The organism is Pedobacter sp. BMA, from assembly GCF_001027745.1.
Lineage (GTDB): Bacteria > Bacteroidota > Bacteroidia > Sphingobacteriales > Sphingobacteriaceae > Pedobacter.
On sequence record NZ_LECU01000004.1, the window covers coordinates 326,795 to 340,636 of the forward strand.

The following is a 13,842-nucleotide window of genomic DNA, read 5'->3' on the forward strand; positions in this document are numbered from 1 at the left end:
GCAATTACAAAACTATTTTGACCGGGTATATTTAAAAATCAAGCGTGCAGTTTTTTCAGAGGCACCTGGATTTCCCATCCGTTTGAGGAGTGTTTTATATTCGGCAAGCATTTGAGTTCTGCCATTACCTTTTGTGATCAGGTTGAGTTCCTGAGATACTTTCTGCGTATTACAATCTTCCTGAATAAGTTCAGTTACAATCTTTTTATCGACGATGAGATTGACGAGTGAAATGAATCTGATTTTTACCAGTAATCTGGCGATTGCGATGGAAATAGTGCCACCTTTATATACCACCACCTGGGGAACTTCGAACAGTGCGGTTTCCAGGGTAGCGGTTCCGGAGGCAACTATGGCGGCATGTGCGACGTGCAACAAATTATAGGTGCTGCTGAACAACAGTTTTACGTTTTTATTGCCAATATATTGCTGATAGTAGGTTTCGGTAAATGTAGGTGCAGCCGCAATCGCGAAAGTATATTCGGGAAACTGCTCTGTGACGCTTAACATGACAGGGAGCAGCCTTTCAATTTCCTGCTTTCTGCTTCCAGGAAGCAGGGCAATGATTTTCTGATTACCGAGCTGATGGTTTTCACGAAATTGCGGATCAGGAGTAAACTGGGCAATTTCATCAAGTAATGGATTACCCACATAATCGACATGCATTCCCCATTCTTTATAAAAATCTACTTCAAAGGGTAGAATACAAAACATGTGGTCGACTACACGCTTTATTTTCAGCACTCTTTTCTGGTTCCATGCCCAAACCTTGGGTGAGATGTAATAACAGACCTTTATACCGTTTGCCTTCGCAAATTCGGCTATCTTTAAGTTGAAACCGGGGAAGTCGATTAATATCAGGACATCGGGTTTCCAGGAAAGAATATCATCCTTAGCTGTTTTAAGATTTTTAAAGATTGTTCTTAAGTTCAGTATTACTTCTGTAAAGCCCATAAAGGCCATATCTGCATAATGCTTCACCAGCTCACCACCTTCAACTTTCATTTTATCCCCTCCGAAATATCGAAATACAGGCTGATCATCCTCTTCCTTCAGGGCCTTCATTAAGTTGGCGCCGTGTAAATCGCCGGATGCTTCACCAGCTATCAGGTAGTATTTCATATTAGGATTATGATGTGAGATATGAGAATGTAGCTATTGGTTCGGGGATTTTAAAAAACTTTATAAGCAAAAAATACAAAAGCACACAAAAAGGTTGCAGCGAGAATCCCCCTACCGATGTTTTCCTTATTGTATCCAAAAAAATATTGCATGGTGTAAGCATTTGGCGCAATTCCACCTATGTACAACAAATCCGCTTTACGTAAGGCACCCACGTGATGAATAACGTAGTATGCCAGGGAGCATAATATTAAAGGAACAATTAACCCAATTCCTAATCCCCACCAAACTGAATTATCCAGTTTTCTTATTCTATCATTCATGTGTTAACCGAGGTTTAATCCATCTGGTGCTGCAATTTTGTTTGCAGCAGTTTTCTTCACCGAATGATCGATACCAAAATCCCAGCTATTTAGGGTTTGAATGGCATGATGCGCTGTGAGGTCAAATTGAACAGGCACAATGGAAACATAGTTATTTTCGAGTGCCCAGACATCTGTATCCTGCCCGTTGTCAAAGTTTTCGAATACTCCGGTTAACCAATAATAAGGCCGTTTATAAGGATCGGTACGTTCTTCGAATTCTTCCATCCATTTGGCGTTGGCCTGGCGGCAGATTTTAATGCCCTTCAATTTATCACCTTTGGGAAAATTAACGTTAAGCAATGTCCCTTCAGGTAGTCCGTTGGCCAGCACCTGTTCGCAAATACTTTTGATGTATTTTTTTGTATGGCTGAAATCCGCATCTGCGGCAAAGTCATCCATAGAAAAGCCTATTGAAGGAATTTTCTCAATGGCACCTTCCACCGCAGCGGACATGGTGCCTGAGTATAATACGTTAATGGAATTGTTTAAGCCATGGTTAATTCCAGATACACACAAATCGGGCTTTTTACCTTTAAATATTTTATTTACACCCAGTTTTACACAGTCTACAGGCGTTCCGCTGCATTTATACATTTCCACGCCATCATATAAATCGACTTTATCGAAGCGGATAGGTTTCCCTATTGTGATGGCGTGTCCCATTCCGCTTTGTGGACTATCTGGCGCTACTACTACCACATTTCCTATTTCCTGCATCACCTCCATCAGGTTTTTAATGCCTGTAGCTGTTATACCATCATCATTTACAACCAGGATATTGGGTTTTGTATTCTGCTTTGTCATGCTGGTAAAAATACAGATTATTTTAGTAATAGTACCTGAGGAAAGTTTGAGGATAATTTTCAGGTTTAACCAAAATGATGTAAATTAGAAAATTACCAAAGGATTCTATTCCTATCTCTGATTCAGGTGACCGACCTGATGTAATGTTATTCTGCAAGCTTTTAAATGAGTCATTTTTACACGAGTGCGGACTTGCTGTGTACTAACAGTGTTGTTGAGGGCAGGGAACCATGGCTAAGGGGTAGCTAAGAATGCCATCAAACTGTGCTATGCACCGGGCTATTTTTATGTAAACTGTTTGATATTCTCAAAAGCATTTCATTAGATAAGTTAAAGGCTATATATTTGGATAATTAACTTATTTACAGGAAAACGGCACGGATGAGGCCGCTTATCTGAATTCTAACTCATTACCATAAACCAAAATCATTTCAATGAAAATCAAACTATTTACATTGGCTTGTTTTCTCATTACCGGGTCTTTAGCGCAGGCACAAAGCACCTATCAGTGGAAAACGGGAACATCAGGGGGTTACACTTATAAGTATGTAACTAATGACCCTACCAAAACACGTTTTTACACGCTGAAAAACGGATTAACTGTTATTCTATCACAAAATAACAAAGAGCCAAACATTACCTACAAAATGGCTGTAAGGGCAGGAAGTAATACTGACCCAAGAACGAACACCGGTTTGGCCCATTATTTAGAACACCTTTTATTTAAAGGGACGGATAAATTCGGAACATTAAATTATGCAAAGGAGAAACCTCTTCTGGATAAGATTGAATCCCTTTATGAAACTTATAACAAAACAACCGATCCGGCGAAACGTAAAGAGATTTATGCGCAGATAGATAAAACCTCGGGTGAAGCTTCGAACTTTTCTATCGCGAATGAGTACGATAAAATGATGAAAGCAATTGGTAGCGGATCGACCAATGCCCATACTTCGGTTGAGGAAACGGTTTACGAGGAAGATCTTCCATCAAATGCTATCGACAAGTTCCTGGCTGTTCAGGCAGAGCGTTTCCGCGCACCTGTATTCCGTATTTTCCACACGGAGTTGGAGGCTGTATATGAAGAAAAAAACATCGGTATGGATAACGATGGCCGCAAAATGTATGAAAAAATGTTGTATGCATTATTTCCAACACACAACTACGGACAACAAACCACCATTGGTACCATTGAACATTTAAAAAATCCATCATTAGTTGAAATCAGAAAATATTATAACAAATATTATGTGCCAAATAATATGGCCCTGATCATGTCGGGTGATATTAATTATGATGCCTTGATTAAAAAGATTGATAAGGATTTTGCATACATGGTTTCGAAGCCATTAGCCCTTTACAATCCGGCTCCGGAAAAGCCGCTAACTCAAATCCAGAAAGTTGATATTTACGGACCAAGTGCTGAAAACTTGTATGTAGCATACCGGGGTTTTGCACAGAATACTCACCAGAGTTTATTACTGGATTTAATTGGAAGTATTCTGGCGAATGGCAAAGCAGGTTTAATGGACATCAACATTAACAAGCAACAAAAGATGTTAAGGGCAAGTGCGGGTTACAACCAGATGAAGGATTATGGCGTTTTTATCCTATCAGGTTCGCCTAAAGCCGGACAAAGTCTGGAAGAGGCACAAAAGATTATGCTGGAGCAAGTTGATTTGCTTAAAAAGGGTGAGTTTGATGAGAGCCTGATCAAAGCTACTGTTGCAAATATTAAACTTGCAGAACTGCAGGCTTACGATAATAATGATGTTCGTGCTGATGCAACAATGAATGCTTTTATTCAAAACCGTGGTACGGAATGGGATAAAATGTTATCCTCTACCGATAACATGGCGAAAGTAACTAAAAAAGAAATCGTTGATTTCGCCAACAAATTCTTTGTTGATGATTACGTTGTACTACTTAAACACAAGGGTGAAGATAAAAGCATTTTAAAAGTAGAAAAACCGACCATCACTGCGGTGAAAACAAATGCCAACGAGGTTTCTCCTTTTACCAAAACCATTATTGATGCCAAGGTAGCGCCAATTGCGCCTAAGTTTTTAGATTATACTAAAGATCTTCAGTTTGGGAAGGCAGCAATTGCAGATGTAATTGCGGTTCAAAATACAGAGAATGCTATTTTCCGTATGGGCTATCGATTTGACATGGGATCATATAATTATAAGCTTTTACCCTATGCAGCGCAGTATTTATCTTTCTTGAGTACGGATAAATATTCGGCGGAAGACATTAGCAAAGCATTTTATAACCTTGCTTGTAGCTATAATATTAATGTAGGAACGGATTTAACTACGGTTTCATTGAGTGGTTTGCAGGAGAATTTTGATAAGGCAGTTGCTTTATTGGAAGATGTATTGGCCAATTGTAAACCGAATGAAAAGGCTTTGGAAGATTTAAAAGGCCGTTTATTAAAGACACGGGAAAACGCTAAGCTGAATAAATCTTCGATCCTGGGCGGCTTAATGAGTTATGCACAATATGGAAAAGATAATCCATTCAATTATGGAGTTACCAATGATGAGATCAAAAACATGAAATCATCTGATCTGATTTATCTTTTACACAATTTAACGAACTACAAACACACCATTACTTATTTTGGTCCGAAGACGCTGGCTGCTTTTTCGGCTGATATTGTTAAAGCACATCCACTTGGAAAAGAATTTACGGATGCTGCTCCAATGAAGAAGTTTGTTTACACGAAAACTGATTCAAACAAAGTTTACTTTGCAGACTATGATATGGTTCAGGCAGAGATTCGCTGGGTACGTAACGGAGGATTGTATGATCCGGCAAATGCTGCCAAGATTGCTTTGTTCAATAATTATTTTGGTGGTGGTATGGGTTCTATAGTATTCCAGACTATCCGTGAATCGAAGGCGTTGGCTTATTCTACTTTCGCCGTTTATTCTTCTCCAAACAGTAAGGAAAAAGAGAACACTGTTGTTGCCTACGTTGGTACTCAAGCCGACAAAATGAATGAGGCGGTAGCTGGTATGAATGAGTTATTGAATGTATTACCTGAATCGGACAAGTCGTTTGCCCTTTCTAAAGGTAATTCACTTAATGGCATTGAAACGAGCCGCATTACTAAAGACGGAATTATATACAGTTATTTAGCTGACAAGAAATTAGGATTTGACCACGATTCGAGAGCTGATGAGTATGCAAATCTGAAACCATTAACTTTCGCTGATGTGAAGTCATTCCACGATACGAATCTTTCTAAAAAGCCATACAACTATTGTATTGTTGCTTCCGAGAAGAAAATCAGTATGGATGATTTAGCAAAATTCGGTCCGGTTAAAAAATTGAGTTTAACTGAGATTTTTGGTTACTAATTAACGGTTAAAGCAAAAAGCTGAAAGCGGTTCCCGGAAAAGGGGACCGTTTTTTTTTGACCAGTGCAGAAAGCTAATTTTATTTTACCACCCTAGAAACCTCAGGACACCTGAGGAAGGTATTGTTATGGGGTAAGGCTGGAAGATAAATTTACAGCCAGACGAGGGCTGATATAATTTCGCTGATTGAGAACGTTGCGCCACACACAAATTCGTCAGCGGCTCCGTAGTAGATTGTTAACTGATCTCCATCTACGATGTGACCATTGGTGAATACCACTTCTCCGAAAAAACCGTTTATTTCATAGTCTTCGGTTGGGATCATGATCGGGCCGTCAGTTTGTGCAATTACCTGAGCCGGGTTGTGAAGATCTAATAAAATTGCGCCGAGCCCATATTGGTGGTTTTCGTTAGCGCCATGGTAAATTTCGAGCCAGCCCTGATCGGTTTTAATCGGAGCTGCTCCTGCCCCTACCCTTTCGCTGTCCCATTTACCTTTTCTGGTTTTTAAAACCAATTTATGATTTCCCCAATGTACGCCATCGGGTGACTCTGACAGCCAAATGTAGTTTCCACCGAGGGCGACGCTACTGGGACGATGAAGAGCGTAATATATATTGTTGATGGTTTCTTCGAAAATTGCACAATCTTTATTATGAGGAGGGATAATCATTCCATGTTTCACAAAAGTCTCCCAGTCTTTGGTGGTTCTCATTCCTACCCCAACACCGTGTGCAGAAACAGCCGTGAAGGTAAGATAGTAGGTATCATGAATTTGTGCCACCCGACAATCCTCTATTCCAAAAGTTTCATTTGGTCCTTCACCGATTAGCATTGGATAGCCTTCAGGCTGGTAAAAACTGACGCCATCCTCGCTACAAACCAAACGGAGGTGAGACAATGTTGTAAGGTAATCTTTCCCCTTATAATTAATTATTCGTGGATCAGTTGTGACGAGGTTCGGATCATTTTCCTTGATTGATATGATTTCCATTCCGTCGGCGTCCAATATGGGAAAGGAAATGATGCCCTGTTGCTGTACAGGCCTTTCGGCGACCCGGATGAGCATCCAGATTTTTCCGTCAAAACGAAAAACGCCCGGATTTAGCAGGCAAACAATTTCAAGACCGGGATGGCCCGGCGTTAAATCTGCGGGTTTTAATATTGGATTTTCCTTGAAGCGACGGGCTAAATCTTTCATATTAGCGGTTATAAAAAAACAGACAATCGAATTGATTGTCTGTTTGTGAAGTGGTTTTATTTATAAGGAGTTGATCCATTTTACAAGTTCATCTCTACCTTTTCCGGTCTTTTGCTGAAGTCTTCCCAACAACTCATCATCCTGACCTTCTTCGTGTTTTAAATCATCGTCTGTTAAATCAGCATAAGCCTGTTTAACCTTTCCTTTTAACTCGTTCCACTTTCCTTTTATTTCTAATTTGTCCATGATCTGATTATTAAAATTAAAATTAATTAATGTCAGTATTTAACATGGGGTGATTGTTTTTTGTTTTAAATTTCTGCCGTTGAATCAAAAAAACAGCACGATGGCAAAGTTTTTTGTATATCGTGGTTTCTTTTCATTAAATTATGTAAATGGCTTTCGACCAGGGCCGTAATTGTTAACTAAAACCTATAATTTGATGAAAAAACTACTACTCAGTATGATTTTTTCTTTCGCACTGATTTCATTTGCTTTCGCGCAGAGCAAGGTGATTAGTGGGAAAGTTACCTCAGGCACTTCGGGACCAGTACCGGGTGTGAGCGTTTACGTAAAAGGCCTGCCTGCAAACGGCACCCAAACGGATGCAACGGGAAGCTACAGGCTGAACGTGCCGGAAGATGCGAAGACACTTGTTTTCAGCTTTATTGGTTATAAAACACTGGAACTCCCGATTACCGGAACATCTGTTAATGCTAATTTACAGGAAGATAGCAATACGCTATCAGATGTTGTTGTGGTGGGGTATGGGACGCAAATTAAGAGAGATGTTACAGGTTCGGTAGCTTCTGTAAAATCAAAAGATCTTGAAAATCTACCGGTCACGAGTTTTGAACAAGCTTTACAAGGAAAAGCTGCAGGGGTTCAGATTTCAGCGCAAAATGGTAAACTGGGTCAGGGGATAACTGTGAGAGTAAGGGGTGCTGCATCAGTTACTGCAGGCAGTGAACCTTTATACATTGTGGATGGGATTCCGATTACGTCAGGAGATTTATCTAGTACGAGCGCACCTACCAGTGCATTGGCCGATTTAAATACCAATGACATTGAATCTATCGAAGTGTTGAAAGACGCATCTGCATCGGCTATATATGGTGCCAGAGCGTCGAATGGTGTTGTAATTATTACGACAAAACAAGGTAAAGTTGGTAAAACGCTTATTCAATTTAATGCTTTAGGTGGGATTAGTACTCCATCAAATCACAGAGAATTTTTAAATGCAGAACAGTATGTTCAATTGATGAGAAGAGCAGGTGTTGGAGCAGCAAAACAAGACTTTGCTAATGGTGATTACGCTGCATTAGCAGATGCACTCAGTGATTATTCTGATTTAATTGAAAGCAGAATGAACAGATACTCGGCCGGAAATGACGATTATCAAACCTACAAGGTGAATACAAATTGGGAAGCTGAAGCCTTCCAAAACAATCCGGTTACCCAACAATATGATTTAAATTTAACAGGAGGCAATGATAAAACCAAGTTTTATATTGGTGGCCAGGCATTGGATCAACAAGGTATTATTGTTGGAAACAGCTACAAACGTTACAGTGGAAGGTTAAATCTGACGAACAAAGTGACTGACTTCTTAGAAGTTGGGGTAAATCTTAATTTTTCAAATAGTATTAATAACAGACTTTCAAACGATAATGCGTTTTCATCACCTTTACAAGCTGTTGCTTTATCCCCTATTACACCACTTATCGATCCCAGATCAGGATTAATCAGCGGAACTTTACCTGGTGCAGCATCCAATTATCCTGTTTATTATAATCCATTTATTGGAATTGAAAACGCAGCATATAAGGCGACGGTTTACCGTACGATTGGTAAAGCATTTGCAAATATTAACATTGCAAAAGGGTTAAAATTCAGCACTGATTTTTCTATCGACAACTTAAATCAAAATGAAGAAAGTTACTATGGGTCTTTGACATTCAGAAATACGGGAACATCGAATGGCGATGGACAAAACATCTCTACTTTTGTTATTAATGCAAACACCAATAATTTCTTTAGTTACAGTAGTACTCAAGGCAAAAGCAGTTTTGATGCGATACTTGGAACGAGTTATCAAAAATCAACTACAAAATACAGTACTATAGAAGGTCAGGATTTTCCAAGTGATGCCTATGTGAAGCTAGGATCAGCCGCGACAAAAGTTGTGGCTAGTAGCAATGAGAGTGCATTTAGCTTTCTTTCCTATTTTGTTAGGGCAAATTACAAATACAATGATCGTTACCTAGTTGGCTTTAGCGTCAGGGCAGATGGTTCTTCGAGGTTTGGGGCTAATAACCGATATGGTTATTTTCCAGCAGGATCGGTAGCATGGATTGCATCTGAAGAAGGTTTCCTTAAAAACATAGAAATCATTAGCCTTTTAAAGGTCAGGGCAAGCTATGGTTTAACAGGTAATGCTGAAATTGGAAATTATTCTGCAAGGGGATTGTTTAGTGGAACAGGTGCATATGGAGGTCTGGCTGGTCAAATACCATCAAGAATTGCAAATCCGGATTTGACATGGGAAAAGACAAAGCAGCTCGACTTAGGGTTAGACTTCGGGATTCTGAAAAACAGGATATCGGGTACTTTTGACTTCTATCAAAAGAATACCACTGATTTATTATTAGATGTTCCCATTCCTGAAACAACCGGTTTTTCTACGATTACTCAAAATTTAGGGACACTAAAAAACACAGGTTTCGAGTTAGGGATTAATACCGAAAACTTTATCGGCGCTTTTAAATGGTCTACTGGTATTACTGCCGCAATAAATAACAATAAAATTACGAATTTGGGTGGCCAGATATTGAATAGTAACGAGATCAATGCAGCAATAGCCGGACAACCAATAGGTGTTTTTTATTTGCCGGAATATGCAGGTGTTAATCCCGCGAATGGCGATGCACTTTACTATCTGAATACGACCAATGAATTTGGCAGTATCAATAGAGGCACAACAAATGACATTAACGAAGCACAGCGTATATTTGCAGGCAACCCTAATCCGAAATACACATTTGGATTAAATAATACCTTTTCTTATCAAAACTTTGACCTGGCCATATTCTTTCAGGGCGTATCCGGAAACAAAATTTTTAATGCGGGAGGGCAATACATGAGTGCAAACGGTTCAAACGGATACGATAACCAAACTGCAGATCAAATGAATTACTGGGATAAGCCTGGTGATGTAACCGATATACCTGAGCCAAGGTTATTTTATGGTAATGGAGTAGGCAATTCTACGAGGTATTTATCGGATGGATCGTATCTCAGACTTAAAACCGTAACATTGGGTTATACCTTTCCTACAACGGTTTTAAGCAAACTTAAATTAAGTAAGCTGAGGCTGTATGCGACCGCTCAGAATCTAGCGACTATTACCGGTTACAAAGGTTGGGATCCTGAAGTTAATGCAGATTATCAATCAACAAATATCAATCAAGGGGTTGATTTTTATTCTGCTCCACAACCTCGTGTAATTTCATTTGGTATCAATATCGGATTATAATTTAAAGAAGAATCAACATGAAAAAAACATATATATATCATCTGTTGCTGGGTTCTATACTGTTGACTGGCGCAGTATCATGCAAAAAGGCACTTGATATTTCTCCGGTAGACACCATAGAACAAAACAAGGCCTTACTTACCTCTAAGGATGTTGAAGTAGCGTTAGTGGGTACTTATTCTGCACTTGGGAGCAGAAACTTATATGGCGGCAGACCCTTCTTAATGGCTGATTTTTTAGCTAATACAGATGCTATCGAATGGTATGGAACTTATGAAGAACTTACTCAAACGAATATCAAATCTATTTTCAAGACAAATACTTTTGTGAATAACGTATGGGCGGACGGTTATACAGCAATCAATGATGCAAACAATGTAATTGCTGCAATAGGAAAGGTCGATGCAGCAAAGAAAAATAAAGTTGAAGGTGAGGCTAAATTCATCAGAGGCTCAGTTTATTTTGACCTTGTGAGGTTATTCGGTAAAGCTTACAATGATGGTTCTCCATCGACAAATTTAGGGGTGCCAATTGTACTTACACCAACTTCGGCAGTTACTGATGGAAGTTATGTAAGCCGGGCAACAGTTGCTGCTGTATATGCACAAGCCATAGCCGATTTAACTGATGCAGAAGCAAAATTACCTGCAACAAATGGTTTCTTTGCTACAAAATATTCTGCTGCAGGGATGCTGGCAAGAATATATTTACAAATGGGTAATTATGCAGCTGCGGGAGCAGCAGCCAGTAGGGTTATAGACTCAGGTAATTATTCGTTAACATCATCTTACATAGCTGCCTTTCCAGTCATGGGATCCAGTCCAGGTGTAAACACCACGGAAGATGTTTTTTCCATCCAGGTAACAACTTTAACAGGTTTTAATGGCTATAATGAGTTCTATGGCTCATCCACATACGGCGGCCGCGGCGATGCTGTCATTTCTCAAGACTGGATTGATAACACTTATGACACCTCCGATGACCGGATAAATGCTTTTTATGATGATGGGGACATGTACACTTCAAAATTTGCAAACCCTTATGGAAATGTTTCCATCATCCGTTTAGCTGAAATGTATTTAATCAGAGCAGAATGTAATGTTCGTTTGGCGCCTGCTGCACCTATTGGAGGCCAAACGCCCTTACAGGATTTATCAGTTGTGAGGAGCAGAGCTGGTTTGACAACGACCACTGCAACCCTTGCGAATGTACTGAATGAACGTAAACTGGAGCTGGCCTTTGAAGGCTTCTCATTACACGATGCAAAGCGCACTCAAACCAATATTGGACCAATAGCATGGAACGCGAATAACCTGGTTTTCCCGATTCCGCAACGAGAAATTGATGCGAATAAAAACCTTGTTCAAAACCCAGGATATTATTAACCAGAATGCCCCGCGGTTTTTTACATCGCGGGGCATTTTCTATTTCTGCAATTACTATTACAAACTTTTTGCTGCTTCAATAATCTCTTCCACTACTCCCGGATCAAGTAAAGTAGATGTATCACCTAAATTAGCGGTATCGCCATCTGAGATTTTCCTTAAAATTCTTCTCATAATTTTACCGGAACGGGTTTTAGGCAAGCCTGTTACAAAAAGTATTTTATCAGGTTTAGCGATTGCTCCGATTACACGGGTAACGGTTTGAAGGATATCTTTTTTTGAAAGTTCTGCCTCTCCGTGCATTTCAGGATAGATGACGAAGGCATAGATCCCCTGTCCTTTTACGTCGTGAGGGTAACCGACAACGGCACTTTCCACAACACCGGCATGCATATTGATTGCATTCTCCACTTCTGCGGTTCCGATTCTATGGCCTGAAACATTTAATACATCATCTACACGGCCGGTAATTCTATAATAGCCATCTTCATCTCTCAAACATCCATCGCCGGTAAAATACAAATTTTCGTAGGTTGAGAAGTAGGTTTGTTTGCAACGTTCGTGGTCGCCATAGGTTGTCCTCAGCATGCCCGGCCACGGAAACTTGATACAAAGGTTTCCACTAACGCTATTTCCGGCAATTTCATTTCCATTTTCATCCACTAAGATGGGTTGAATACCAGGAAGCGGCAGCGTTGCATAACCCGGCTTGGTTGGGGTTACGGTAGCAATTGGAGAAATCATGATTCCACCTGTTTCCGTTTGCCACCAGGTATCCACAATTGGTGCCTTACTGTGTCCAATTTTTTCATCGAACCAATGCCAGGCTTCCTCATTAATCGGTTCTCCGACTGATCCCAATACGCGAATGCTACTCAAATCTTTTCCCTGTAGCGGATCTTCTCCGAAACTCATCAAAGAACGAATGGCTGTAGGAGCTGTGTATAATGTGTTAATTTTATGTTTTTCTACAATATCCCAAAACCGTGAAGGGCTTGGGTAGGTTGGAATGCCTTCAAACAATACTGATGTCGCTCCCTGAGATAGTGGTCCGTAAACGATATAAGAGTGACCTGTGATCCAGCCGATGTCGGCTGTACAGAAATATACTTCATCAGGCTGATAATTGAATACATTGGAAAAAGTATATCCAGCGTAAACCATATATCCACCGCAGGTATGCACAACACCTTTCGGTTTTCCGGTTGATCCAGAGGTGTAAAGAATAAACAACATATCTTCGGCATCCATTTCTTCCGCTTCACAAACATCATTTACGTGTTTCACTTCATCTTCCCACCAAACATCGCGGCCTTTGAGCATGGAAACAGGCGTACGGACATGTGTTAATACAATGCATTTCTCTACTGTTGGGCAACCAATCAGCGCGTCGTCGATGACATCTTTTAGAGGAATCTGTTTGTTACCCCGATACGCACCATCGGCAGTAATTACCAGTTTACACTGCGAGTCGTTTATGCGATCGGCGATGGATTTGGCAGAGAAGCCCCCAAATATTACAGAGTGTACGGCGCCAATACGGGCGCATGCTAAAACTGCGATGGCCAGCTCGGGCACCATTGGCATATATATGCAGATGCGGTCGCCTTTTTTTGCGCCGTTACGTTTTAATACGTTGGCAAAGCGGCAAACCCGTTCGTGCAGCATTTTATAAGTAAGCGTTACGCTTTCTTCTTCAGGGTTATTAGGTTCCCAGATAATTGCAGGTTTATCGCCATTCTTTTCGAGGTGACGATCGAGGCAATTCTCGGTGATATTAAGTTTGGCGCCTTCGAACCATTTAATCTGGGGCTCGTTAAAGTTCCATGAGAGCACTTTGAACCAGGGCTTGCGCCACTGAAAATTCTGAGCTACTTCGCCCCAAAACTGTTCGGGATTCTCTATACTTTTTTTATAATCTTCTTCGTATTGCTTAAAAGATGTAATTTGCATGGCGCTGTTATATATTTTGTTAGTAGCGGCTAATTTAATTAAATAATAATAAGGGTAAATATTGAATTCGTATCAAATTGAATATACCTGGGATGTTTTAAAAAATATA

The 13,842-nt window shown here is 40.1% G+C and carries 9 protein-coding genes; 3 read left to right on the forward strand and 6 right to left on the reverse strand.

Annotated elements, in window-relative coordinates; translation table 11 throughout:
* Window positions 1–12: 12 nt before the first annotated feature.
* The 3 genes from lpxB to surE are packed head-to-tail and all read right to left on the reverse strand — an operon-like array spanning window position 13 to window position 2,291.
* Window positions 13–1,122 (reverse strand): lipid-A-disaccharide synthase, encoded by a 1,110-nt coding sequence (lpxB, locus tag AB669_RS07655; RefSeq protein WP_047798707.1) that lies wholly within the window; start codon window positions 1,120–1,122, stop codon window positions 13–15.
* A 50-nt stretch (window positions 1,123–1,172) separates the two neighbouring features.
* Window positions 1,173–1,445: a hypothetical protein gene (locus tag AB669_RS07660; RefSeq protein ID WP_047798708.1), complete on the reverse strand. Its 273-nt coding sequence runs from the start codon at window positions 1,443–1,445 to the stop codon at window positions 1,173–1,175.
* 3 nt (window positions 1,446–1,448) lie between these two features.
* Complete coding sequence (gene surE, locus AB669_RS07665) at window positions 1,449–2,291, reverse strand: 5'/3'-nucleotidase SurE (protein ID WP_047798709.1); 843 nt, start codon at window positions 2,289–2,291, stop codon at window positions 1,449–1,451.
* A 434-nt stretch (window positions 2,292–2,725) separates the two neighbouring features.
* On the opposite strand from surE, the gene AB669_RS07670 reads away from it, so the two are divergent.
* On the forward strand, window positions 2,726–5,659 hold the full coding sequence (locus AB669_RS07670; protein ID WP_047798710.1) for a pitrilysin family protein: 2,934 nt from the start codon (window positions 2,726–2,728) through the stop codon (window positions 5,657–5,659).
* Window positions 5,660–5,810: 151 nt separating this feature from the next.
* Here the strand turns inward: AB669_RS07670 and AB669_RS07675 are convergent, their stop codons facing one another.
* Together AB669_RS07675 and AB669_RS07680 are read right to left on the reverse strand one after the other, a co-directional pair.
* The gene (locus tag AB669_RS07675; RefSeq protein ID WP_047798711.1) at window positions 5,811–6,860 is read right to left on the reverse strand and encodes a glycoside hydrolase family 130 protein; all 1,050 of its coding nucleotides are present in this window, start codon (window positions 6,858–6,860) and stop codon (window positions 5,811–5,813) included.
* Window positions 6,861–6,920: 60 nt separating this feature from the next.
* A complete protein-coding gene (locus AB669_RS07680; protein ID WP_047798712.1) occupies window positions 6,921–7,106 on the reverse strand; it encodes a CsbD family protein in 186 nt (61 codons plus the stop codon).
* Between the two features lie 196 nt (window positions 7,107–7,302).
* On the opposite strand from AB669_RS07680, the gene AB669_RS07685 reads away from it, so the two are divergent.
* On the forward strand, window positions 7,303–10,395 hold the full coding sequence (locus AB669_RS07685) for a TonB-dependent receptor (RefSeq protein WP_047798713.1): 3,093 nt from the start codon (window positions 7,303–7,305) through the stop codon (window positions 10,393–10,395).
* A 17-nt stretch (window positions 10,396–10,412) separates the two neighbouring features.
* Window positions 10,413–11,780 (forward strand): RagB/SusD family nutrient uptake outer membrane protein, encoded by a 1,368-nt coding sequence (locus AB669_RS07690; RefSeq protein ID WP_047798714.1) that lies wholly within the window; start codon window positions 10,413–10,415, stop codon window positions 11,778–11,780.
* A 57-nt stretch (window positions 11,781–11,837) separates the two neighbouring features.
* Here AB669_RS07690 and acs read toward each other — a convergent pair whose 3' ends face one another.
* Entirely contained in the window at window positions 11,838–13,733 is a 1,896-nt protein-coding gene (gene acs, locus AB669_RS07695; protein WP_047798715.1) for an acetate--CoA ligase, read from the reverse strand.
* Window positions 13,734–13,842: the final 109 nt, after the last annotated feature.

Coding starts and splice junctions, on each gene's coding strand:
- AB669_RS07685 (WP_047798713.1), top strand. CDS start 7,303: ATGAAAAAACTACTACTCAGTATGATTTTTTCTTTCGCACTGATTTCA.
- acs (WP_047798715.1), bottom strand. CDS start 13,733: ATGCAAATTACATCTTTTAAGCAATACGAAGAAGATTATAAAAAAAGT.
- surE (WP_047798709.1), bottom strand. CDS start 2,291: ATGACAAAGCAGAATACAAAACCCAATATCCTGGTTGTAAATGATGAT.
- AB669_RS07680 (WP_047798712.1), bottom strand. CDS start 7,106: ATGGACAAATTAGAAATAAAAGGAAAGTGGAACGAGTTAAAAGGAAAG.
- AB669_RS07660 (WP_047798708.1), bottom strand. CDS start 1,445: ATGAATGATAGAATAAGAAAACTGGATAATTCAGTTTGGTGGGGATTA.
- AB669_RS07690 (WP_047798714.1), top strand. CDS start 10,413: ATGAAAAAAACATATATATATCATCTGTTGCTGGGTTCTATACTGTTG.
- AB669_RS07675 (WP_047798711.1), bottom strand. CDS start 6,860: ATGAAAGATTTAGCCCGTCGCTTCAAGGAAAATCCAATATTAAAACCC.
- AB669_RS07670 (WP_047798710.1), top strand. CDS start 2,726: ATGAAAATCAAACTATTTACATTGGCTTGTTTTCTCATTACCGGGTCT.
- lpxB (WP_047798707.1), bottom strand. CDS start 1,122: ATGAAATACTACCTGATAGCTGGTGAAGCATCCGGCGATTTACACGGC.